Source organism: Streptomyces sp. NPDC056061, from assembly GCF_042266885.1.
Taxonomy (GTDB): Bacteria; Actinomycetota; Actinomycetes; order Streptomycetales; family Streptomycetaceae; genus Streptomyces.
Window position 1 is genome coordinate 81,992 of the sequence record NZ_JBHJWQ010000006.1, and the last position, 21,451, is coordinate 103,442.

The following is a 21,451-nucleotide window of genomic DNA, read 5'->3' on the forward strand; positions in this document are numbered from 1 at the left end:
GGGAGGCGCCCCGCTTCGGTAGCGTGCGGGACATGAACACCTCTGACACCGCACCCAACACCACCGCAGCCACCCCGTCCGAGGCCCACCCCCGATTCGCCGCGGCCCTGAGCGAATTGGGCCTCGATGTCGAGGTACGGAGCTTCCCCGAGGCCACCCGTACGGCCGCCGAGGCGGCCGCAGCGATCGGCTGCGACCTCGCGGAGATCGCCAAGTCGCTGATCTTCGAGGCGGACGGCGTACCGGTGCTGGTCCTGATGGACGGCGCCTCGCGCGTCGATGTCGAGCGCGTACGCATCGAGCTGGCGGCCGGGAAGGTCCGGCGGGCCGGCGCCGAACTGGTCCGGGAGACCACCGGGTACGCGATCGGGGGCGTTCCGCCCTTCGGCCACCGGACGAGGACCCGGGTACTGGCCGACCGGGGACTGCTCGAACACGACGTGGTGTGGGCGGCGGCGGGCACACCGCACACGGTCTTCCCGCTCGACCCCGAAACACTGATCGGGCACGCCGGCGGCACCGTGGTGGACGTGCGCGAGCGCCCCGCGTGACACCGCTGGTCGCCCTCGCCGTACTCGTCGCCGCGGTCACCCACGCGAGCTGGAACGCCCTCGCGCACGGGATGGCGGACAAGCTCGTCTCCTTCACCCTGATATCCGGGGGTGCGCTGCTGATCAGCGCGGTGGCGGCCTGCTTCGTCCCGTTCCCGGCCGCCGGGGCCTGACCGTACCTCCTGGTCTCGGCCGCCCTGCACGTGGTGTACATGCTGCTGCTGATGCGTTCGTTCACCCTTGGCGACTTCGGCCAGATGTATCCGATCGCCCGGGGCACGGCCCCGCTGGTGGTGACCGTCCTGGCCGCCGTCTTCGTGGGCGAGCGGCCCGACGGCTGGGCCACGGCCGGGGTCGTGGTGGCCTCGACCGGGCTCGTGGGACTGGCTCTCCGGGGCATCCGGGGATCCGGCAGGCGCCCGGACTGGCCCGCGCTGCTGGCCGCCGTCGCGACCGGCCTCGCCATCGCCGGGTACACCACCGTCGACGGGGTGGGGGTGCGGGCCTCGGGAACCCCGCTCGGCTACATCGCCTGGCTGATGATCCTGGAGGGACTGGCCATCCCCGCCTACGCCCTCTATCGGCGACGGGGCGAACTTGTCGCGCAGTTGCGCCCGTTCGCCGCGCGCGGGCTGCTGGGGGCGGCGCTCTCGCTGATCGCTTACGACCTCGCCCACGATTGGCAGTGGGGAAGGAGCGGCGTCCGGGGCCTTCGAGTCCAAGGCGGAGGAGGGAGTCGACGCTGAGCGTCGGCGACCGACGACAACACCGGAGGCGGAGGTCCCGGACGCCGCGACGCCGCTGCCAATCGTGGGCGAGGTCGTTACGGCCTCGTGCTGTGGGCACAGACCCGGGCGGCCCTGGCCCCGATCGCGGCCCTCCGGGAGTCGTCGATCATCGTCGGCGCGGCCATGGGGACCGTGTTCTTCAAGGAGCGGTTCGGCACGCCGCGCCTCGCGGCGGCGGGGCTGATGGTCATCGGCATCGGGATGATGCTGCATACGAGTTGAGCGGGCGGCGGGAGCGCCCTCCGATGGGGTGAAACGGGGTGCCCCCACCCTGCATGAACGTTTCAGCACGAGTGGGGGCTGTTTGGATGCGCAGGGCTCGCGTTAGCGAACCCGCTTGTCCGAAGCACTCCCCCGCTCCGAGAAGGACATCGCCATGCCCAAGCGCCACCACCCCGGCAGGGTTCTCGCCGCCGCCGTCCTGGCCGTTGCCGGTCTCGCCGCGGCCGGCCAGGCGCCGGCCTCCGCCGCGCCCACCCCGAACCAGGACCTGATCAACAAGATGGACGGGAGCCGTCTGGCGCTGCTCAACAACAGCACCGCCGAGGGCGCCACCGGCATCACCCTGCGCGACCCGGCGTGGAAGTACAGCACCGAGCGGTGGGAGATCGACCTTTCCGCCTGGCAGGCGGACGCCCCCAACACCTACACCGCCACGCTGCGGAACGAGGCCGCGAACAAGTGCCTCCAGCCCAGCGCCGCGACCCCCCAGCGCGGGACCGCGGTCGTCGTGCGGACCTGTGACGGCTCGCGGCTCCAGAAGTGGAGCCTGTACCCGGAGAAGGCCGGTGACACCTACACCGGCTGGTGGATGTACCGCCCGATGGTGAACAAGGACCTGGCGCTCAGCCTGAACCGGTACAACGACGGCAGCTGGGACACCCTCTACCTGAACATCGCGCAGCCGAGCTCCGATCGGCTGTGGCGCAGGACGGGCAACGACAGCCCCGTCGCCAACGGCTGACCGGCCGCGATCGCACCCGCACCGCTGCCCGATGCCCGCACCGCCGCATGCCGCGGCCGGGGCGGGCATCGTGCCGTGCGGGACCGAACACACGTCGCCCCTCCGCCCCGCCCGGCCCGGATCCGTCCCGTCCCACGCCCCGATGCCCTTCCCGGTCCGCCCGGCGCCACGCCCCGCCGTCGCGCCCCGGCGCCACGCCCCGCCGTCGCGCCCCGGCGCCGCGTCCTGTCGTCGCACGCCGTCCCGTCCGCGCGGCCTCCTATACTCCGCGCCATGCCGAAGACGAGCTGGGACGAACTCCCCGACGAGGTCCATGTGGCGGTCCGCGAGCGGACGGGCCCGATCGAACGGGTCGAACCGGTCGGGCAGGGATTCAGCAGTCAGTTCGTCGCCGTCCTGGACACCGCGGCGGGCCGGTGCTTCGTCAAGGGAGTACACCGGGACCAGCCGTTGGTGTGGACGCAGGCGCGCGAGGCGGCCGTGAACCCCTACGTCGTCCCGGTCGGGCCGAAGCTGCTGTGGCGCGCCACGACCACCGACTGGGACCTGCTCGGCTTCGCGTACGTCCCGGGCCGCAGTGCCGACTACGCACCGGGTTCCGCCGATCTTCCCCTGGTCGTCGAGGCCATGACGACGCTCGGGCGGATTCCGTGCCCCGGCATCGAGGTGGAGGACGCCGTGGAGCGTTTCGGCGGCCTGCTCGACGACCCCGCCGACGCGGCGTTGTTCGCGGGTACGGCCTTGCTGCACACCGACTGGTTCCACACCAATGTGCACATCGCCGATGGCGTCGCGGCCGACGCAGGTACCGGGGACGGCCGGGGCGGCGTCCATGTCGTCGACTGGGCGTGGGCCACCCGGGGCGCCGCCTGGATCGATCCCGCGTGCTGGGTGGTGTGGCTCGGCTTCGCCGGACACGGACCGTACGAGGCCGAGCAGTGGGCCGCCAAGGTGCCCGCCTGGTCGACCGCCTCCGCCCACGAGCTGGACGCCGCCGCCCTCGCCCTGCAGCGCTACTGGCGGTCCACCGAGGAGGAGCACCCCAACGACTGGACGCACCGGCTGCGGGGCGCGGCGGACCGCTGGGCCGCCCACCGGCTCGGCCGCTGACGGCCGGGCGGGACGAGCCGCGGTCGGTTCCGCGCCGCGGTCCGTTCCGCCGTCGGGGCAGCCCGTGGCCGCTATTCCCCGTCGCCCTGCCACGCCCCCGAAATGAGCTTCCGGAAGCCGTAGTTGGTGGCGGTGATCCCTCCGTCGACATGCAGGGTCGTACCGGTGATCCAGGCCGCGTCGGAGGAGGCGAGGAAGGCGACGGCGGCGGCGACGTCGTCCGGCTCGCCGACCCGGCCGAGCGGGTAGATGCCGCTCACCCGGGCCAGTGCGTCGTCCTTGCCCGCCCAGTTGGCCGTGCGGATCGTGCCGGGGGCGATCATGTTGACGCGGACGCCGCGCGGTCCGGCATGGCCCGCGAGGGTACGGGTCAGGCCGCCCAGCCCGGCCTTGGCCGCGCTGTAGCCGTGATTGCCGAAGTCCTGTTCGCCGTTGACCGATCCGATGTTGACGATGGCGCCCCGCCCGGACGCCTCCAGGTGCGGGAGGGCGGCGCGGGAGCACCGGTAGGCGCCGGTGAGCGTGATCTCCAGGTCGTTCCGCCAGTCCTCGTCGGTCTCGTCCTCGAAGAGCGGGACGTCGGGGGAGCACGCGAACGCGTTGTTCACCAGGACGTCGAGCGAGCCGAACGTGGCGACGGCGTGCGCGACCGCGGCCTCGACGGACGCCCGGTCGCCCACGTCGCAGACCAGCGCCTCGGCCGTCGCCCCGGCCGTCGTGCCGGCCGTGGTCCCGGCCTCGCGTATCGCGGCGGCGGTGCGCTCGGCCCGTTCGCCGTCCAGGTCGGTGACCAGGACCCGGGCGCCCTCCGCGGCCAGGCGGCGGGCGATGGCAGCGCCGATGCCCCGGCCCGCGCCGGTGATGAGTACGCCGTATCCGTCGAACCGTGAACACGCAGCAGGAGGAGGAGTCATGGGGCCGACCGTACTGCCCGGACGAGTGCCTGGGCACGGGGATCGGCGGTGACTCCCTTCTGCAGACCGTTCGTCACATAGCCGAGGGCGATGCCGGATTCGGGGTCGGCGAAGCCGAGCGAACCGCCCCGGCCGGGGTGGCCGAAGGAACCGGGAGCGAGCAACGGGGCGGCCGGGCCGTGCAGCATGTGGCCGAGTCCGAAACGGGTGTTGACGACGAGGACCCGGTCCGGACCCGCCGATTCCTCGGTGCGGGCGAGGGTGAGGGTGGCGGGGGCGAACAGGCGGTGCCCGTCGACCGGGCCGATCATCGCGGCGTAGCAGCGGGCCAGGGCGCGGGCGGTGGCGATGCCGTTGGAGGCGGGGAGCTCGGCCGCCCGGTAGCCGGGGTCGTTCTCGTCGGGCAGCGGGTCGATCGCCCCGAAGGCGCGGCGGGTGAGGGAGTGCGGGTCGCGGTACGCCTCGGCGACGGACCGCTTGGGGCGTACCCGCAGGGCGCCGCCGTTGCCCGGTCCGGCCGGGGGTTCGACGGGCCCGATCCGGCCCACCCGGTGGGCCTCGTCGTCCGGCAGGCCGAACCAGAAGTCGAGGCCGAGCGGGCGGGCGATCTCCTCGGCGATCCAGCGGCCGATGGTGCGGCCGGTGACCCTGCGGACCAGTTCGCCGACGAGGAAGCTGTAGGTCTGGGCGTGGTAGCCGTGGTCGGTGCCGGGCTCCCACTGGGGGCACTGGGCGGCGACGGCCTGCGGCCCGGAGATCCCGTCGGCCGCCTCGGAGGGGGTCAGCGGGCAGTCGAGGGCGGGGATGCCCGCCCGGTGGGCGAGGAGGTGGCGGACGAGGACGCGTTCCTTGCCTGCCGCCTTGAACTCGGGCCAGTAGGTGCCGACCGGGGCGTCGAGGTCGAGTTGGCCGCGCTGGTGCAGCAGCAGCGGTACGGCGGCGGCGATGCCCTTGCCCGCGGAGCGGACGATCTGGACGGTGTCCACGGCCCAGGGTTCGGTCCCGTCGACGTCTCTCGTGCCGGCCCACAGGTCGACGACCTTGCTGCCGTCCCGGTAGACCGTGACGGCAGCGCCGCGTTCGCCGCGCTGCTCGAAGTTACGGACGAACGCGTCCCGGACCGGTTCGAATCCGGCCGCCACCGTGCCCCGTACGTCCACGTCTGCTCCCGCGCTCCCGCTCATCCCCCCATGGTGCATCGCCCCGCGGGCGGGACGGGGGCCGGGTCAGGTCTTGTCCGCGGTCGTCAAGTGTTGTTCACGGTCACGGAGCGCGGATCGAAGCCGAAGGGCAGTTCCAGGCGGTGGGTGCGCATCAGTTCCTCGTCGCAGAGCAGGTCCTGGGTGCGGTCGTCGGCGGCGATGACGCCGTCGCTCAGCACGACCGCGCGCGGGCAGAGCTCCAGGGCGTACGGCAGGTCGTGGGTGACCATGAGGACGGTGACGTCCAGGGACCGCAGGATGTCGGCGAGTTCGCGCCGGGAGGCGGGGTCCAGGTTGGAGGACGGTTCGTCCAGGACCAGGATCTCCGGCCGCATCGCGAGGACGGTGGCGACGGCGACGCGGCGGCGCTGGCCGAAGGAGAGGTGGTGCGGTGGCCGGTCCCCGTACCCCTCCATGCCGACCTGCTTCAGGGCCTCGGTGACGCGTTCCTCCAGTTCGGGGCCTCGCAGCCCCGAGGAGGCGGGGCCGAACGCCACGTCCTCGCGGACGGTGGGCATGAAGAGCTGGTCGTCGGGGTCCTGGAAGACGATGCCGACGCGGCGGCGGATCTCGGCGAGGTGGCGTTTCTCGACCGGGAGTCCGGCGACGCGGACGGTGCCCGCGCCGGCGTCGAGGATGCCGTTGAGGTGGAGGACGAGGGTGGTCTTCCCGGCTCCGTTCGGGCCGAGCAGGGCGACGCGTTCGCCCCGGCCGACCGTGAGGTCCACCCCGAACAGGGCCTGATGGCCGTCGGGGTAGGCGTAGGCGAGGCCGCTGACCTCCAGGGACGGCGCGGCTGCGATGGGGGTGCTCATACGGTCCATCCCAGCAGACACACGAGGAGGGCGGGAACGGGGAGTGCCGAGGCGTACGCCCACTGGGTGCGGGACGCGGTCACCTCGTCGATGACCGGCATGGAGCCGGTGTAGCCGCGGCTGACCATGGCGAGGTGGACGCGCTCGCCGCGCTCGTAGGACCGGATGAAGAGGGCGCCCGCCGACTTGGCCAGAACACCCCACTGACGTACCCCGCGCGCCTCGAAGCCCCGGGAGCGGCGGGCGATCGACATTCGGCGCATCTCGTCGGTGATCACATCGCCGTACCGGATCATGAAGGAGGCGATCTGGACGAGCAGCGGCGGCAGTTTCAGCCGTTGCAGGCCGAGGAGCAGTGCGCGCAGTTCGGTGGTGGTGGCCAGGAGCACGGACGCGGCGACGCCGAGGGTGCCCTTGGCGAGGACGTTCCAGGCGCCCCAGAGGCCGGGGACGCTGACGGAGAGGCCGAGGACGTGGGCCTGCTCGCCGGGCACCACGAACGGCATGAGCAGCGCGAACGCGACGAACGGCACCTCGATCAGCAGCCGCTTGAGCAGGAGTCCGGCCGGGATGCGGGCCGTGGCGGCGACGGCGGCGAGCAGCGCGGCGTACAGCGCGAACGCCCACATCGCCTCGCGGGGCGTCGAGACGACGATCACGACGAAGCAGAAGGCCGCGGCGAGCTTGCAGTGCGGTGGCAGGGTGTGGACCGGCGAGTTGCCGGGCCGGTGGAGCCGGTGGGCGTGCCCGGCGCCCATGTCAGACGTTCTCCCCGGTGCGCGGGGCGTCGGCCGCGGTGCCGGACCGGGTGTCCGGGGTGCGACGGCGGCGGAGCACGTAGAAGACGCCGCTGCCCACCACGACGGTGCCGCCGACGCCGATCACCCCGGCGAGGCCGCCGGAGAGCCGGGCGTCGGAGATGTCCTTGACGCCGTAGTCGGCGAGCGGGGAGTCCTTGGAGGCGTGTTCCTCGGTCTTTCGGTCGATGCCCTGGTCGGCGGCGACCTTCTCCAGGCCGTCGGGGGAGGCGGAGGCGTAGAAGGAGACGAAGCCCGCCAGGACGAGCGCGGTGACCAGGCCGGCCGCCCAGAAGCCGCGGGTGGACCGGGCGGCGGCCGGGGCCGGGGCGGGCTGCCGGGCCGGGGCGTCGACGAGTTCGCCGTCGACGCGCAGCTTGAGCGGGGCGGCGAGCCCGCGGGCGCCGTGCACGAGGTCGGGGCGCACGGCGAGGACGGCACCGACGGTCAGCGCGGTGATCAGGGCCTCGCCGATGCCGATCAGGACGTGCACGCCGACCATGGCGGTGAGGACCTTGCCGATCGGGATGTCGGTGGTGCCGCCGATCCAGTAGAGCAGGGTGAAGACACCGGCCGCCGCCGGTACGGAGAGCAGGGCGGCGACGAAGGACGCGACGGTGGTGGAGCGGCGGGTCCGGGGCAGCACACCGGTCAGGCCGCGGAAGACGGCGTAGGCGACGACGGTGGTCGTGATGCCCATGTCGAGCACGTTCACGCCGAGTGCGGTGAGGCCGCCGTCGGCGAAGAGGATGCCCTGCATGAGCAGGACGACCGAGACGCAGAGCACCCCGGTGTACGGCCCGACGAGGATCGCGGCGAGCGCACCGCCCAGCAGGTGTCCGCTGGTGCCCGCCGCGACCGGGAAGTTCAGCATCTGCACGGCGAAGATGAACGCGGCGACGAGACCGGCGAGCGGTGCGGTGCGCTCGTCCAGCTCCTTCCGCGCGCCGCGCAGGCTGACCGCCACCGCACCCGCGGCGACCACTCCGGTGGCGGCGGAGACGGGCGCGTCGATGAATCCGTCGGGTACATGCATGCGGGCTCCGCTTCCTGCGACCCTGTGCAGCCGCGGACGGGTGCTGGGGACCGATCCGTCGTGGGGACAGATCCCTCATGGGACCGATCCGTCGTCGGGACCAACCTGTCGTGAACCGCTCAATGATAGGGCCTTGCTGCAAAGCGTTCGCAAGAGCGACCGGGTCACAGCTGCGGAAAGGTCTCGGCCGTTGCCCCACCCGGCGGCACCCGTGACGGCTCGAACGCTCAACGTGCCCGCCATCGAAAATGTGCGACATTTGATGACAAAGATGACAAAGAGGAATGACGACCTGGAGAGCAACAGGGGTGGATCACCCCAGGTCGTTAACAGGAGGAGTCGGCCATGTCCCCCGTGATCCATGAACAGGCCGAAGCCTGGCTCGTCAACGACACTCCCGACCTCCCGGCGGTGCCGGTCGACCTGCTGTACGACGCCGACGCCGACCCCCGTACGGTCCACGTCGCCTTCCCCGGCGGCATCGACTGGGCGTTCAGCCGCGAGCTGCTGGAACGCGGTCTGCTCTCCCCCGCCGAGCGCGGCGGTGTCCGGGTGTGGCCGTGCGGCCGGACCCAGCTGGTCGTGGAGCGTCACTCGAAGGAGGGCGTGGAGGTGGTGCAGTTCGACAGCGCGCCGCTGGTCCGCTTCCTCTACCGCACCCGCGTCGGCGAGGACGCCGACGACGAGGGTGTCGGCAGCCACGCCGTCCACTGACCGGGCGCGCGCACGCGCCGGGCCCGGATACGCCGGGGAGACAGGGCTCGGATACGCCTGGGGCGCGTGTGCCGCTCGCACACGCGCCCCCGGGGCCGGGCGGGCCCGTCCTTGCGTCCCGGACGTCTCCCGGTCCGCCGCGGACCGGGCCGCCCGAGGCCCCGGACATCGCCGGGGCCCCGTCGGCTCAGGCCCGGATCAGCTCGCGCCCGTCCCCGCCGTCGCCGCGTCCGCCGTTCCCGTTCGCGCCGCGATCGGCGTCGTCCGTACCCGTCTCGCCGAGTTCCTTGCGCAGGCCCTCGCCCTCGACGTCCACGTTCGGCAGCAGCCGGTCCAGCCAGCGCGGCAGCCACCAGGCACGCCGGCCGAGCAGGGCCAGGACCGCGGGCACGATCGCCATGCGGACCACGAACGCGTCGAAGAAGACGGCGATGGCGAGCGAGAAGCCGATCATCTTGATCATCTGCTCGCTGGATCCGATGAAGCCGGCGAAGACCGCCATCATGATCACGGCCGCGGCCGTGACGACCCGGGCGCCGTGCCGGAAGCCGGTGACGATCGCCTGGTCCGGCGTCTCGCCGTGGACGTACGCCTCGCGCATCCGGGTGACGAGAAAAACCTCGTAGTCCATCGCGAGACCGAAGACCACGCCCACCATGAAGATCGGCATCATGGACATGATCGGGCCGGTCTGTTCCACGCCGAAGAGCGAGCCGAGCCAACCCCACTGGAAGACCGCGACGACCGCGCCCAGGGCCGCGACCACCGAGAGCAGGAAGCCGAGGGCCGCCTTCAGCGGCACCAGCACCGAGCGGAACACCAGCATCAGCAGCACGAAGGCCAGGCCGACCACGAGCGCCAGGTACGGCATCAGCGCGTCGTTCATCTTCTGCGAGAAGTCGATGTTCATCGCCGTGGAGCCGGTGACCAGGAGCTTCGCACCGGTGTCGGACGTGATGTCCGCGCCTGCGTCACGGATCGCGTGGACCACGTCCTCCGTCTCGGTGGAGCTCGGGCGGTCCTTCGGGATGACGGTGATCATCGCGGTGTCGCCGGCCTTGTTGAACTGGGCCGGGGTGACCGCGCCGACGCCCCGGATGCCGGAGATCTCGTCGGTGACCTGCTTGACCGCAGTCTTGCCGTCGGAGCTGTCCGCGGTGTCGACGGCGACCACCAGCGGCCCGTTGAAGCCGGGGCCGAAGCCTTCCGAGAGCAGGTCGTAGGCACGCCGCTGGGTGCTGCTGGTGGGCTGGGAGCCCTCGTCGGGCAGGCCCATCTCCAGGGAGGCGGCCGGTACGGCGACGACACCGAGGCCGATGACCCCGGCCAGCAGCACCCACAGCGGCTTGCGCAGCACGAACCGGGCCCAGCGGGTCCCCATGTTCGGCTTCTCCTCGGCCGGGACGGACATGGCGGCGGCCTTGCGCGCCCTGCGGCCCATGACCCGCTTGCCCGCGAAGCCCATCACCGCCGGGACCAGCGTGAGCGCGACGAGGACCGCGATCACGACCGTTCCGGCCGCGGCGAAGCCCATCTTCGTCAGCATCGGGATGTTCACGACCGCGAGGCCGACCAGGGCGATGACCACCGTGAGCCCGGCGAAGACCACGGCGGAGCCCGCCGTGCCGACGGCCCGGCCGGCCGCTTCCTCCTGCTCCCGGCCCTCGGCCAGTTCGGCGCGGTAGCGGGAGACGATGAACAGCGCGTAGTCGATGCCCACCGCGAGGCCGATCATCATCGCGAGGGTGGAGGTGGTGGAGCCGAGGTCGAGCGTGTTCGCCAGCGCGGTGATCGTCGAGACACCGATACCGACCCCGATCAGGGCGGTGAGCAGCGGCAGCCCGGCGGCGACCAGGGACCCGAAGGTGATGACCAGCACCACCGCGGCGATCGCGACACCGATGATCTCGGTGACCCCGGCCTCCGGAATCGTCAGGAGCGCGTCACCACCGATCTCCACGGTCAGCCCGCTCTTCTGCGCGGCGTGGCCCGTGTCCTCCAGGGCGTCCCGGGTCTCGTCGGTCAGATCCATGGTGCTGACCTTGTAGGACACCGCGACGTAGGCCGTGGAACCGTCCTTGCTGACGGCGCCGACGGTGTACGGGTCGGCGACCGAGGCGACCTGGTCCGAGCCGGACTTCAGGCCGTTGACGACCTTGGTCACCTGGGCCTTGTTCGCCGGGTCGGTCATCTTCTGGCCGTCGGGGGCCTTGAAGACGACACGGGCGGTCGCGCCGTTGGCACTGACTCCGGGGAAGCGCTGTTCGAGCAGGTCGAAGGCGCGCTGCGCCTCCGTGCCCGGTATGGAGAAGGAGCTGGAGGCGGCGGTGGACGCGGAGGCCGCGCCGAATCCGGCGAGCGCCAGCAGCGCCACCCAGATCAGGGCGACGTAGCGGCGGCGCCGGAAGGCGAGCCGTCCGAGTTTGTAGAGGAAAGTGGCCACGGAGGCGTACTCCCGGGTCGGTCGTGTGCTGGAAATGGGCGTGAGGTGCCGGCCCGACGACGAGAGCGGCGTGTCAGGTGGTTCAGGTGGGTCTTGGGGGGCGAGGGCCGTGCGCGGGAACTCGGGGAATCAGGGACTCGGGGAGTCGGGAACTCGGGTACGCGGGGACGCGGGGACGCGGGGAGAACAGACTCCGAGAGCGGGGAGAACCACGGAGTCGACGTAGTCGAAGAGGAATTCCTGATCGACGAAGCGATCCTCGACCAGCTCCCGGGCGGCGATGGCGCCGACCACCATGTGCGGGACATACTTCAGCGCCGGGTGGTCCGCCGGCACTTCGCCCCGGTCCACCGCCCGGCGCAGCACCGTGCCGAGTCCGGTCATCTCCGGCTCGATCAGCAGTTCCCGCAGAGCCTGGAGCAGATCGGGATTGCCGTGGACGGCATGGCTCAGACCCCGCAGCAGCTCGGAGTCCTTCTTCATCTGGCAGTCGTCGGTGCGGCTCACCAGCGCGTGGAAGTCGCCCCGCAGGGATCCGGTGTCGATCTCCGCGAAGGAGACCGGTTTGTTGTGCCGGAGTGCTCTGACGACCAGCTCGGGCTTGCTCCCCCACTGGCGGTAGAGGGTGGCCTTGCTGGAATGAGTCCGGGCGGCGACGGCGTCCATGGTCAGGGCGTCGTAACCGACCTCGCGGAGGAGGTCGAGAACGGCGGCGTACAGCTCGCTCTCGCGCTCGGGCGTGAGCCGGGTGCGTGCCATGGGTCGACCTCCGTTTCGTGTCCGTGCGCGTCATCCGCGCGACACCGGTTCGGTTCCGCCCGAACACCGGCGAGGACACCGGCAAGGACGCCAGTCCATCGAACGAAACTGTTTCGTACACATCGACGATAGCGCGCCCGCCGAGCGAAACGAAAACGTTTCGCTTGTGTTCCGCACCACAGCAAACGCGACGCCGGTCGACCCGCCCCGGGCACCCTCCCCGCACCACGAGTTGCCGGGGCCCTGCCGCGCGGAAAGCATGGAGGGGTGAGTGACGACGTCGCGTATCTCCGTTTCCCGCACCTCCACGACGATCTGATCTGCTTCGCGGCCGAGGACGACCTCTGGGTCGCACCCCTCGCCCCGGAGGGACAGCGGCCCGGCCGGGCCTGGCGGCTGACCGTGGACCGCACCCGGGTCGGCCACCCGCGCTTCTCCCCCGACGGGACCCGCATCGCGTACACGACCTGGCGCAGCCTGGACCCCGAGGTCCACCTCGTGCCGGTCGAGGGCGGACCGGCCCGCCGGCTCACCTACTGGGGGTCGACGGACGCCCGGGTCTGCGGTTGGACCCCCGACCCGGGCGACGCCGCCCAGATCCTCGCCGTGTCCTCGCACCGGCAGCCGTTCTCGCACGTCTCCTGGGCCTACGCCCTGCACACCGACGGCGGCCCCGGCGGCAAGCTGCCCTGGGGCCCGGTCTCCGACATCGCCGTCGCCGACATCGACGGGGAGCGCCGCACCCTCCTCCTCACCGGGAAACCACCGCACGAACCCGCCTCCTGGAAGCGGTACCGGGGCGGCGCGACGGGCCGGCTGTGGCTGCACGGCAAACGGCTGCTCCCGGACATCGGCGGCCATCTCGACGCACCCATGTTCGTCGCCGGACGGATCGCGTTCCTCTCCGACCACGAGGGCGTCGGCAACCTGTACTCCTGCCGCCCGGACGGCACCGACCTGCGCCGCCACACGGACCACGACGCCTTCTACGCCCGGCACGCGTCCAGCGACGGACACCGGGTGATCTACCAGTGCGCGGGCGATCTGTGGCTGGTCGACGACCTCGCCTCACCGGACGCCGCGCCCCGGAAGCTGTCGGTGCGGCTCGGCGGCCCGCGCGCCGGGCGCCGCACGTACCAGGTGCCGACGGCCAGCAACATCGACTCCCTCTCCGTGGACGAGACCGGCCGGGCCAGCGCCGTCGCCGTGCGGGGCAGCCTGTACTGGCTCACCCACCGGGACGGCCCCGCCCGCACCATCGCCGACACCCCCGGCGTCCGGGTCCGGCTCCCCGAGATGCTCGGCAGCGGCGGCAAGGTCGCCTACGTCACGGACGCGGACGGCGACGACGCGATCGAGATCTCCTACCTGCCGCGCGCCAGCGGCGACCGCCCGCCGATCCGACTGGCCTCCGGCCTGATCGGCAGGGTCCAGGAACTCGTCGCGGACCCGGACGGCGAACGCCTGGCGATCGCGACGAACGACGGACGCCTGCTGCTCCTCGACACCGACGAGGAGACCTCCACCGGTGTGCCCGTGGAATTGATCCGCTCCGTCAACGGCCCGGTCCGCGACATGGCGTTCTCGCCGGACGGCGCCTGGCTGACCTGGTCGCACCCCGGCATCGGCCGTTCGCTGCGCCAGATCAAGCTGGCCCGCATCCTCGGCACCGGCGCCCCGGTGATCGCCGACGTCACCAACGGCCGCTTCGAGGACGAGAACCCCGTCTTCACCGGCGACGGCCGCTACCTCGCCTTCCTCTCCTGGCGCGGCTTCGACCCGGTGTACGACGTCCACACCGGCGACCTGTCGTTCCCGCTGGGCTGCCGCCCGTACCTGGTGCCGCTCTCCTCGGCGACACCGTCCCCGTTCGCGCTGTCCCCCGAGGGCCGCCCGGCGGCGGGCGGGCTCGACCCGGTCGACGAGATCGCCACGCCCGCCACGGCCGAGGGCCCGTCGACGGTCGGCGTCGAGTTCGAGGGGCTGGAGAGCCGGGTGACACCGTTCCCGGTCTCCGCGTCGAAGTATTCGAGTCTGCACCCGGTCAGCGGCGGCGGGCTGGTGTGGCTGCGCTGGCCGATCTCGGGCGCGCTCGGCGAGACCTTCGCCAACCCGGCGGACATGTCGGGCCGCCCCACCCTCGAACACTTCAACATCTCCAAAGCCCGCAAGACCGAACTCGTCGCCCACCTCGACTGGTTCGCGGTCAGCGGCGACGCCACCCGGCTGGTCGTCATGGACGAGGGCGAACTGCGTGCCGTGCCCGCCACCGAGGTCGCGGACGGCGACACCACGGTCTACCTCGACCTGCGCCGCATCCTGCACGAGGTCGACCCGGCGGCGGAGTGGCGCCAGGCGTACGCGGAGGCGGGGCGCATCATCCGGGCGTACTTCTGGGAACCGGACATGTGCGGCATCGACTGGGACGGGGTGCTCGACCAGTACCGCCCGCTGGTCGAACGGGTCGCCTCACCCGACGAGTTCGCCGACCTGCTGCGGGAGGTCCTGGGCGAGCTGGGCACCTCGCACGCCTACGTGTCGCCGTCCCGCCGCAACGAGGGCCCGCCCCACTACCAGCGGGCGATCGGGCTGCTCGGCGTCAACTTCCTGTGCCGGGACGGCGATTGGACCATTCGCCGCATCCTGCCCGGCGACTCGTCCGACTCCAAGGCGCGTTCCCCGCTGGCCGGTACCGGCATCCGGGAGGGCGCGGTCCTCACCCATGTCGACGGCCGCCCGGTCGACCCGGTGGCGGGCCCGTACCCGCTGCTGTCCGCGGCCGGCGGCACCACGGTCGAACTCACCTTCCGGCCCGCCGAGGGCGAGGGCCCCTCCCGCCGGATCGCGATCGTCCCCCTGATCGACGAACGCCCGCTGCGCTACCAGGACTGGGTGGCCAAACGCCGCGAGGTCGTACGGGAGTTGAGCGGCGGCGAATGCGGCTACCTGCACATCCCCGACATGGGCGGCTCCGGCTGGGCACAGTTCAACCGGGACCTGCGCATGGAGATGTCCCGCCCGGCCCTGATCGTCGACGTGCGCGGCAACGCGGGCGGCAACATCAGCGAACTCGTCGTCGAGAAGCTCACCCGCACCATCCTCGGCTGGGACCTCACCCGCAACGCCCAGCCCGTCTCGTACGCCTCCAACGCCCCGCGCGGGCCGGTGGTCGCCCTTGCCGACGAGGCGACGGCCTCCGACGGCGACATGATCACCGCCGCGTTCCGGCTGCTGCGACTGGGGCCCGTGGTGGGCCAGCGGACCTGGGGCGGCGTCGTGGGGATGACCGGCCGCCACCGGCTGGGCGACGGCACGGTGATCACGGTCCCGATGAACGCCGCCTGGTTCGACACCTACGGCTGGTCGGTCGAGAACTACGGCGTGGAACCGGACGTGGAGGCCCTGCGCACCCCGCTCGACTGGGCCGAGGGCCGGTACGCCGTACTGGACGACGCCGTCCGCGTGGCCCTGGAACTGCTGGCCGCGCACCCGGCCGCCACCCCGCCCTCGTACGACACCGTCCCGGACCGCCGCCGCCCGCCCCTGCCGCCGCGCTGAGGGCCGCCGCGCCGAGGAACGGCGTCGGCGGGCCGAGTCGACCCGGCCCCTCGTACGTGATCTGCCTCACTGTCTGTCACACCACCCGCCCACCCGGTGTCTTGATGTCGAACGGCGAGGTCAACTCACTCAAGAGGGTGTCGTCACGCTACCTGCGACAGGAGTTCACCGACCGCGTCAATCGCTTCATCACGCACGGCCGGTTCTGGTCCGGCTCCTACTTCGCCGGGTCCTGCGGCGGGGCTCCGCCGAGCATCGTCGAGCAGTACATCGAGCAGCAGAAACGTCCATCGTAGTCTGCGGGTCAGAGCATTCCTGAGATCGGATTCCCTCCCTGCCCAAAGGCCAAGGCCGTGAAGTTAGGGTCTGCCAGGAAACAAGCCGTCACTTCCGGCTCTGTGGATCGTTGTTGTGGTATGGGGAGACCGGAGGGGATCGAGGTAGCACTGGCCGCGAAGTTCGCGACGCCGTTCCCGCATCTCGACGAGCGGCAGCGGCGGCTGGCCATAGCAGCAGAGGCACGGTCGCTGGGCCATGGGGGCATCAGGCTCGTCGCTCGTGCGGCCGGAGTCCGGGAAGCGAGATGGGCCGGCAACTGCGCCTGGGTGGGTGATCCCGAGGACGTGCGCAACCGCTGCAACCGGCCGACGAACCAGCTTTGTGGTGAGCCCGGTCCCCTCATGTACGCCGCTTTCCCCGTCGCGTTCTCCGGAATCGTCCGGACTTCGGAGTCCGGAAATGTAGCCCATCCAGCGGGGGAGCCCGGCGGATCCGGACTTCTCCGGGACCGCCGCGCCCGAGCGGCGCCGCCCTCAACATAGACGTCGACATCCGTGCAGCGACGAAAACCGGTGCCCGAGCCCGGGAACCACTGTCCCGGGCCGGCCAAGGACATCATCCGAGGGGATCAATCATGGAACTCAGGGGAAACCTCGTTCGACTCGCCGGTGCGGGCGCGGCGATCGCGTTCACCTCGACGCTGCTGGTCGGCGCCACGGCGTCGGCGCAGGCGGCGGCGGTGAACTACCAGGTGATCAACGGCAACAGCAGCAACTCCTGCCTCCAGGTGAACATCTCGGGAGGCAAGGGAAACCTCGTCCTCGGCAACTGCGACCGCAGCGCGAAGCAGGTGTGGCAGATCAGCGGCGGCGTGTTCAAGAATCCGGCGTCGGGGCACTGCCTCGACGGAAACGGCACGGATGTCTACACATACCCGTGCAACGGTGGCGCGTTCCAGAAGTGGACGACCACGTCCGGCAGTCCGAAGTCCATCAAACACAACCAGAGCGGCAAGTACTTGGACGCGAACGGAAAGGTCGGGGCCCAGGTCGTCTTCCAGCCCACCATCGGGACGGCGTCCCGCTGGGTGATCGACCAGGTGTGACGGGTCGGCCGACCCCGTGAGCGCGGCGGGCCGCTCCCTTTCGCGGCCCGCCGTCCCGGAGGACACCGGCGCGCGGGACCGGTGTCCGCCGCCCCGCCCAGTTCGCGTGCGGCCGACACGTCCCGGACCCTGTCGGCAGGTCCCGGCCGTCCCGCTCTACACAGGCGTCCCCCCGGCGCCGACCACGGCCGGCGCGTCGGCCGGCACGTCGTCCCACCCTCTCGGCAACGGCAGTTCGCACCAGATCGTCTTGCCCCGCGCCCCCTGGTCGACGCCCCACCGCGACGCCAACGCGCCGACCAGCGCCAGCCCCCGGCCCGACTCCTCCTCGTCGTCGGCGCAGCGGGGTACGGGCCAGGAGCCGGGCTCCGGATCGGTCAACTCGACCCGGACGTGCCCGGAGGGCGTACCGATGACCCGGAGCGTGACCGGCGTGCCCTTGCCGAGATGCACGATCGCGTTGGTCAGTAACTCGGAGACGCAGATGAGCAGATGGAGCGCGTCCTCCTCCCGGCACCAGGCGCGCAGCATGCGGCGCACCTCCGGTACGACCTTCGGTACGGCGACCAGATCCATCGTGAGCGCGACCCCGGTCATCCCCCGGCCGCCGTACGCAGCACCTCGGCCAGCCGACGCGCGGTCGCCACGTTGCAGTTGCCGAGCGCGACCAGCGGCGTCCGGGGCTCCCACCAGGCGAGCGTCAGCGGGTCCACGCCCAGAGAGGGCAGAGTGATGCCGTGCGCCGAGAGCGCGGCACGGAGCGCGTTGATGTCCACGTCGATGTCCGCGTTCATGTCCGCGTTCATCTCCCTGCCGGTGTCGCGGCCGGGTGCGTCGTGAGTGTCGTGAGTGTCGTCCACGAGGGACCGCCCACCTTTCCTTGCTTACGGTGACGAACCCCTCACACGCTGCCGCATCGAGCCCCGCCGACAAAGGGATTCCCGCTCCGCAACGCACGACGTGGAAGGTGACCGGAAGCGCCTCCGCGGCTCGCGGGCGAGCGACGGGAGCGAAAGGTCTCGTCCGGTTCACCGATCGTGATCGGGGTCGAACTGAAGCCTCGTCAGCGCGAACACGATCACGAGATCGAGTGCCATCACCGGGATGGCCCACACCGGGTAGTACGGCACGAACATGAACTGGCTGATCAGGCTGATCCCTGCCGCCGCAATGCCGGCCCCGCGTCCCCAGCTCGTGTTCGTCAGGATTCCCAGGGCGGCGACGACGAGCGCCACTCCGATCACGAGGTGGATCACGCCCCAGGAGGTGAGACCGAACCGGTAGGCGTAGTGGGACGAGGAGAAGAACAGGCTGTCCCGCACGATGGCAGCGACACCCATGAGAATGCTGAGCGGCCCGCTGAGCATCAGCGCGGCCCCGGCGAACTGGGACGCGCCGTTCACTTTTCCCCTGTCGGGCATCCCGTGCCCCGACCGCGTCTTGTCCGACATCACTGCCATGGCCGTCGCCTTCCTGTACAGCGCAGTCACCGACGCACACTGTCCGCACGAAGCCAACCGCGCTCCCCTGCCAGGATCACCGCAATCCTTCGGTGCCGCGACTGCAACCCGCCCCGGGGGGAACGACGCGCAGGCACATGCCCGAGCACCCCGCGCACAGGCCCGGACACGCTCCGCTCGGGACCGATCGGCACCCGACCCGCGCTCGCGCAATCCCCCTGCGGTCAGCGGATGTTGGTTGACTGTCCCCCATGACCTCCGCCGCGTTCGAGACCGCCACTCCCGACCCGATCGCCTACCTGGACCGGGTCGCCGCCACCGACATCGGCCGCTCCTACAAGGAGCGCATGCTCGACGAACTGGGCATCCGCCCGGGTCAGACCGTGCTGGACCTGGGCTGCGGCCCCGGCACCGATCTCGCCTCGCTCGCCCGAGCCGCCACGGCGACGGGCACGGTGATCGGTGTCGACCACGACCGGGCCTCGGTCGACACCGCCAGGGAGCGCACCGCCGACCAGCGCACCGTCACCGTGCGACTCGGCGACCTCCACGACCTGCCGTTGCCCGACCGGACCGCCGACGGCGCCCGCACCGACCGGGTACTGCAACACGTCACCGACCCCGCCCGAGCCCTCCACGAGATCCACCGTGTACTGCGGCCGGGCGGGCGGCTCGTCATGGGCGAACCGGACTGGGGAACTCTGACCGTCGACCACCCGGACGACGACCTCACCCGCGCCTACACCCGGTACGTCACGGACGAAGCGGTCCGCAACGCCCGCATCGGCAGCCAACTCCCCCGGCTGGCGGCCGGTGCCGGTTTCGCGGTGCCCTCGGTCATCCCGGTCACTTCCGTGTTCCGGGACGCCGGTGCGGCCGACGCGATCCTCGGACTGGAACGCACCACACAGCGAGCCGTGACCGCCGGATACCTCACCGAGGAAGCGGCCCGGCGCTGGCTCGACCACCTCACCACCGGACCGTTCCTCGCGGCGGTGACGCTCTACATCGTCGTGGCCGAGTCCTGAAGCGGCCCGAGCTTCCGCCTTTCGTTGCTTGCTGTGACGAACGCCTCACACGCTGCCGCCCGACGCTCTACCGTCAGAGGGATTCCCGCTCCACACCGCACGGCAGAAAAGGTGGTCACGCGTGGCTACGCGCAAGGAGATCGACGGTTCGGCAGGCGTCCCGCAGTTCTACGGCAAGGAACTCCGCTACCAAAGGGAGAAAGCCGGGCTGACCCTGGAGAAGCTGGTCGAGGGCAGCTACTACGGCATCACGTTCCTCAGCGAGATCGAGCACGGCAACCGCCGCATCCCGCTGGACCTCGCCAAGCACGCCGACCTGGTACTCGGCACGGACTACTTCGCGCGGAGCTGCGACGACGTACGGAAGGCCAAACGGGGGGCGCATGCGCCTTCGTTCGCCCCGGTCGTGGAAGCCGAGACACGGGCCCGGACCATCGACCACTGGTCCAACACCCTCATCCCAGGACTGCTCCAGACCAGGTCGTACGCGCACGCCGTCATCCGCTCCACGCACCCGTTGGACGCACCGGAGGACGTCGAGGCCAAGATCGCCGCCCGGCTGCAACGGGCCCGGCTCTTCGACGAGCCGGCGAAGCCGGAGTACTGGGCGGTCCTGCACGAGACCCTGATCCGCCAACCCATCCTTCCGCCCGAGGAGATGGCCGAGCAACTGGAACACATCGCCGCCCTGGTGCGGCGCGGCCGCATCGTCACCCAGATCCTTCCGTGGAACGGCCCCACCCGGCCCTTCACCGAGCTTCCGCTGTTCTTCATGAGCTTCGACGACGAGGCACCGCTGCTCTACACCGAGGGTCCCTACCACGGCCAGACCATCGATGATCCGGCCCTCGTGATGCAGTACCGCAAGGCATACGATCGGCTGAGGGCCGCCGCCTTGCCGCCGGAGGTGTCCCTCGAACTGATCGAGAAGGCGGCCGAGGAGTACCGGCATGGCCCGCATCGGTCCTGATCTCCGCCTGGCCACCTGGCGCAGGAGTAGCTACAGCAACGGCAGCGGCGGAGAATGCCTCGAAGTCGCCGAGGAGTTCGCCCGCTGGCGCAAGAGCAGCCACAGCAACGGCAGCGGCGGGAATTGCCTCGAAGTTGCCGAGGGTTTCGCCCCCTGGCGCAAGAGCAGCCACAGCAACGGTGACGGTGGCAACTGCCTCGAAGTCGCGGACGGCGCCCCCGGTCTCGTCCCCGTTCGCGACTCCAAGCGCCCCGAAGGCCCGGCCCTGATCATCACCGCGTCCGCCTGGACCCCGTTCGTCGAGTCCGTCAAGGCGGCGGCCTGAACGACACCGGCGGGTCCGGGGACACCCGCCCGCCGGTCTGCCCGACGACTTCGGCGTGCCGCTCTACCGCAGCGCGCCGAGCGGCGACAACTACCGCTGAGGTAATCGCGACTTGTCGCCCCCGGCCGCACCCTGGTGGTCCGTTCCTCCCCCTCCGGGAGACCGGCCACGAAGGAGTCCGCCCATGCCCGCCTACGGATTCGCCCATCTCCGCGACCGCCACCACCACGCCGACGTACTCGAATACCTGGCGCGCATCCAGGCAACCCTGGACCCGTTCGCGGGCCGCTTCGTCATCCACGGGCCGCCCGCCGAGGTGCTGGAGGGAACGTGGTCCGGCGGCATGGTGCTGATCGAGTTCCCCGACCTGGCCGAGGCACGCGCCTGGTACGACTCGCCCGCCTACCAGGACATCCTGCGGCTGCGCACCGATCACGTCGAGGGCGATGTGGTCCTGATCGAGGGTGTCGGCCCCGGCTACGACCCGACCGAGCGGGCGGACAAGCTCCGTGCCGACGCCTTGGCCCCGCAGGCGGATGTCAGCAGAACACAAGCGGGACGTCAGCGACGGGTTGCAGAGTAGCGACGGGTTGCAGAGTAGGGAGTGCCGATCGGTCCAGCCGGGTGACACCG

20 protein-coding genes and 3 pseudogenes are annotated in these 21,451 nt (G+C 71.4%); 13 read left to right on the plus strand and 10 right to left on the minus strand.

Annotation, left to right across the window (positions count from 1 at the left end; all coding sequences use genetic code 11):
* Positions 1–32: 32 nt before the first annotated feature.
* From ACFC79_RS11935 to ACFC79_RS11955, 5 genes and pseudogenes are all read left to right on the plus strand, one after another.
* Positions 33–551, plus strand: coding sequence for a YbaK/EbsC family protein (locus tag ACFC79_RS11935; RefSeq protein ID WP_376238466.1), 519 nt, complete (start codon positions 33–35; stop codon positions 549–551).
* A pseudogene (locus ACFC79_RS11940) lies at positions 548–1,213 on the plus strand (EamA family transporter); the annotation flags it as partial. The gene ACFC79_RS11935 and the pseudogene ACFC79_RS11940, both read left to right, overlap by 4 nt.
* 162 nt (positions 1,214–1,375) lie before the next feature.
* Positions 1,376–1,561: pseudogene (locus ACFC79_RS11945) on the plus strand (EamA family transporter); the annotation flags it as partial.
* 154 nt (positions 1,562–1,715) lie between these two features.
* Positions 1,716–2,303 carry an RICIN domain-containing protein gene (locus ACFC79_RS11950; RefSeq protein ID WP_376238930.1) on the plus strand — a complete coding sequence of 196 codons (588 nt, stop codon included), beginning with the start codon at positions 1,716–1,718 and terminating at the stop codon, positions 2,301–2,303.
* Positions 2,304–2,576: 273 nt separating this feature from the next.
* Entirely contained in the window at positions 2,577–3,413 is an 837-nt protein-coding gene (locus ACFC79_RS11955; protein WP_376238469.1) for an aminoglycoside phosphotransferase, read from the plus strand.
* 71 nt (positions 3,414–3,484) lie between these two features.
* Here the strand turns inward: ACFC79_RS11955 and ACFC79_RS11960 are convergent, their stop codons facing one another.
* The 5 genes from ACFC79_RS11960 to ACFC79_RS11980 all read right to left on the minus strand — a co-directional run bounded on the left by ACFC79_RS11960 (position 3,485) and on the right by ACFC79_RS11980 (position 8,177).
* Entirely contained in the window at positions 3,485–4,327 is an 843-nt protein-coding gene (locus ACFC79_RS11960; RefSeq protein ID WP_376238471.1) for an SDR family NAD(P)-dependent oxidoreductase, read from the minus strand.
* The gene (locus ACFC79_RS11965) at positions 4,324–5,487 is read right to left on the minus strand and encodes a serine hydrolase domain-containing protein (RefSeq protein ID WP_376238932.1); all 1,164 of its coding nucleotides are present in this window, start codon (positions 5,485–5,487) and stop codon (positions 4,324–4,326) included. Before ACFC79_RS11965 ends, ACFC79_RS11960 begins: the two co-directional genes overlap by 4 nt.
* An 86-nt stretch (positions 5,488–5,573) precedes the next feature.
* Positions 5,574–6,344, minus strand: a complete 771-nt coding sequence (locus tag ACFC79_RS11970) for an energy-coupling factor ABC transporter ATP-binding protein (protein ID WP_376238474.1) — start codon at positions 6,342–6,344, stop codon at positions 5,574–5,576.
* A complete protein-coding gene (gene cbiQ, locus ACFC79_RS11975; protein WP_376238477.1) occupies positions 6,341–7,102 on the minus strand; it encodes a cobalt ECF transporter T component CbiQ in 762 nt (253 codons plus the stop codon). The genes ACFC79_RS11970 and cbiQ overlap by 4 nt, the downstream gene beginning before the upstream one ends.
* A gap of 1 nt (position 7,103) precedes the next feature.
* Positions 7,104–8,177, minus strand: a complete 1,074-nt coding sequence (locus ACFC79_RS11980) for an energy-coupling factor ABC transporter permease (protein WP_376238480.1) — start codon at positions 8,175–8,177, stop codon at positions 7,104–7,106.
* A gap of 345 nt (positions 8,178–8,522) precedes the next feature.
* On the opposite strand from ACFC79_RS11980, the gene ACFC79_RS11985 reads away from it, so the two are divergent.
* Positions 8,523–8,891 carry an SsgA family sporulation/cell division regulator gene (locus ACFC79_RS11985; protein ID WP_376238482.1) on the plus strand — a complete coding sequence of 123 codons (369 nt, stop codon included), beginning with the start codon at positions 8,523–8,525 and terminating at the stop codon, positions 8,889–8,891.
* Between the two features lie 187 nt (positions 8,892–9,078).
* Here the strand turns inward: ACFC79_RS11985 and ACFC79_RS11990 are convergent, their stop codons facing one another.
* Together ACFC79_RS11990 and ACFC79_RS11995 are read right to left on the minus strand one after the other, a co-directional pair.
* A complete protein-coding gene (locus ACFC79_RS11990; RefSeq protein WP_376238484.1) occupies positions 9,079–11,334 on the minus strand; it encodes an MMPL family transporter in 2,256 nt (751 codons plus the stop codon).
* A 129-nt stretch (positions 11,335–11,463) separates the two neighbouring features.
* On the minus strand, positions 11,464–12,093 hold the full coding sequence (locus ACFC79_RS11995; RefSeq protein ID WP_376238487.1) for a TetR/AcrR family transcriptional regulator: 630 nt from the start codon (positions 12,091–12,093) through the stop codon (positions 11,464–11,466).
* Positions 12,094–12,360: 267 nt separating this feature from the next.
* Between ACFC79_RS11995 and ACFC79_RS12000 the strand changes: the two genes are divergently transcribed.
* The 3 genes and pseudogenes from ACFC79_RS12000 to ACFC79_RS12010 all read left to right on the plus strand — a co-directional run bounded on the left by ACFC79_RS12000 (position 12,361) and on the right by ACFC79_RS12010 (position 17,035).
* Positions 12,361–15,651, plus strand: a complete 3,291-nt coding sequence (locus ACFC79_RS12000) for a S41 family peptidase (protein WP_376238490.1) — start codon at positions 12,361–12,363, stop codon at positions 15,649–15,651.
* Positions 15,652–15,740: 89 nt separating this feature from the next.
* Positions 15,741–15,947 (plus strand): annotated as a pseudogene (locus ACFC79_RS12005) (transposase); the annotation flags it as partial.
* Between the two features lie 617 nt (positions 15,948–16,564).
* On the plus strand, positions 16,565–17,035 hold the full coding sequence (locus tag ACFC79_RS12010) for a ricin-type beta-trefoil lectin domain protein (protein ID WP_376238492.1): 471 nt from the start codon (positions 16,565–16,567) through the stop codon (positions 17,033–17,035).
* Between the two features lie 156 nt (positions 17,036–17,191).
* Here ACFC79_RS12010 and ACFC79_RS12015 read toward each other — a convergent pair whose 3' ends face one another.
* The 3 genes from ACFC79_RS12015 to ACFC79_RS12025 form a co-directional block, all read right to left on the minus strand.
* Entirely contained in the window at positions 17,192–17,632 is a 441-nt protein-coding gene (locus tag ACFC79_RS12015; protein ID WP_376238495.1) for an ATP-binding protein, read from the minus strand.
* Positions 17,629–17,829, minus strand: coding sequence for a hypothetical protein (locus ACFC79_RS12020; RefSeq protein WP_376238934.1), 201 nt, complete (start codon positions 17,827–17,829; stop codon positions 17,629–17,631). The genes ACFC79_RS12015 and ACFC79_RS12020 overlap by 4 nt, the downstream gene beginning before the upstream one ends.
* Positions 17,830–18,063: 234 nt before the next feature.
* Complete coding sequence (locus ACFC79_RS12025) at positions 18,064–18,495, minus strand: hypothetical protein (RefSeq protein ID WP_376238497.1); 432 nt, start codon at positions 18,493–18,495, stop codon at positions 18,064–18,066.
* Positions 18,496–18,746: 251 nt separating this feature from the next.
* On the opposite strand from ACFC79_RS12025, the gene ACFC79_RS12030 reads away from it, so the two are divergent.
* The 4 genes from ACFC79_RS12030 (at position 18,747) to ACFC79_RS12045 (ending at position 21,401) form a co-directional block, all read left to right on the plus strand.
* Positions 18,747–19,523, plus strand: a complete 777-nt coding sequence (locus ACFC79_RS12030; protein ID WP_376238500.1) for a methyltransferase domain-containing protein — start codon at positions 18,747–18,749, stop codon at positions 19,521–19,523.
* 121 nt (positions 19,524–19,644) lie between these two features.
* On the plus strand, positions 19,645–20,493 hold the full coding sequence (locus tag ACFC79_RS12035; protein WP_376238503.1) for a helix-turn-helix domain-containing protein: 849 nt from the start codon (positions 19,645–19,647) through the stop codon (positions 20,491–20,493).
* On the plus strand, positions 20,474–20,818 hold the full coding sequence (locus ACFC79_RS12040; protein ID WP_376238505.1) for a DUF397 domain-containing protein: 345 nt from the start codon (positions 20,474–20,476) through the stop codon (positions 20,816–20,818). The genes ACFC79_RS12035 and ACFC79_RS12040 overlap by 20 nt, the downstream gene beginning before the upstream one ends.
* 184 nt (positions 20,819–21,002) lie before the next feature.
* Positions 21,003–21,401, plus strand: a complete 399-nt coding sequence (locus tag ACFC79_RS12045; RefSeq protein ID WP_376238507.1) for a DUF1330 domain-containing protein — start codon at positions 21,003–21,005, stop codon at positions 21,399–21,401.
* Positions 21,402–21,451: the final 50 nt, after the last annotated feature.

Excerpts from the sequence above, each read along its gene's own strand:
- ACFC79_RS11935 (WP_376238466.1), top strand. The coding sequence starts at position 33 with ATGAACACCTCTGACACCGCACCCAACACCACCGCAGCCACCCCGTCC.
- ACFC79_RS11950 (WP_376238930.1), top strand. The coding sequence starts at position 1,716 with ATGCCCAAGCGCCACCACCCCGGCAGGGTTCTCGCCGCCGCCGTCCTG.
- ACFC79_RS11955 (WP_376238469.1), top strand. The coding sequence starts at position 2,577 with ATGCCGAAGACGAGCTGGGACGAACTCCCCGACGAGGTCCATGTGGCG.
- ACFC79_RS11960 (WP_376238471.1), bottom strand. The coding sequence starts at position 4,327 with ATGACTCCTCCTCCTGCTGCGTGTTCACGGTTCGACGGATACGGCGTA.
- ACFC79_RS11970 (WP_376238474.1), bottom strand. The coding sequence starts at position 6,344 with ATGAGCACCCCCATCGCAGCCGCGCCGTCCCTGGAGGTCAGCGGCCTC.
- cbiQ (WP_376238477.1), bottom strand. The coding sequence starts at position 7,102 with ATGGGCGCCGGGCACGCCCACCGGCTCCACCGGCCCGGCAACTCGCCG.
- ACFC79_RS11980 (WP_376238480.1), bottom strand. The coding sequence starts at position 8,177 with ATGCATGTACCCGACGGATTCATCGACGCGCCCGTCTCCGCCGCCACC.
- ACFC79_RS11985 (WP_376238482.1), top strand. The coding sequence starts at position 8,523 with ATGTCCCCCGTGATCCATGAACAGGCCGAAGCCTGGCTCGTCAACGAC.
- ACFC79_RS11995 (WP_376238487.1), bottom strand. The coding sequence starts at position 12,093 with ATGGCACGCACCCGGCTCACGCCCGAGCGCGAGAGCGAGCTGTACGCC.
- ACFC79_RS12010 (WP_376238492.1), top strand. The coding sequence starts at position 16,565 with ATGGAACTCAGGGGAAACCTCGTTCGACTCGCCGGTGCGGGCGCGGCG.
- ACFC79_RS12015 (WP_376238495.1), bottom strand. The coding sequence starts at position 17,632 with ATGACCGGGGTCGCGCTCACGATGGATCTGGTCGCCGTACCGAAGGTC.
- ACFC79_RS12020 (WP_376238934.1), bottom strand. The coding sequence starts at position 17,829 with ATGAACGCGGACATCGACGTGGACATCAACGCGCTCCGTGCCGCGCTC.
- ACFC79_RS12025 (WP_376238497.1), bottom strand. The coding sequence starts at position 18,495 with ATGGCAGTGATGTCGGACAAGACGCGGTCGGGGCACGGGATGCCCGAC.
- ACFC79_RS12030 (WP_376238500.1), top strand. The coding sequence starts at position 18,747 with ATGACCTCCGCCGCGTTCGAGACCGCCACTCCCGACCCGATCGCCTAC.
- ACFC79_RS12040 (WP_376238505.1), top strand. The coding sequence starts at position 20,474 with ATGGCCCGCATCGGTCCTGATCTCCGCCTGGCCACCTGGCGCAGGAGT.
- ACFC79_RS12045 (WP_376238507.1), top strand. The coding sequence starts at position 21,003 with ATGCCCGCCTACGGATTCGCCCATCTCCGCGACCGCCACCACCACGCC.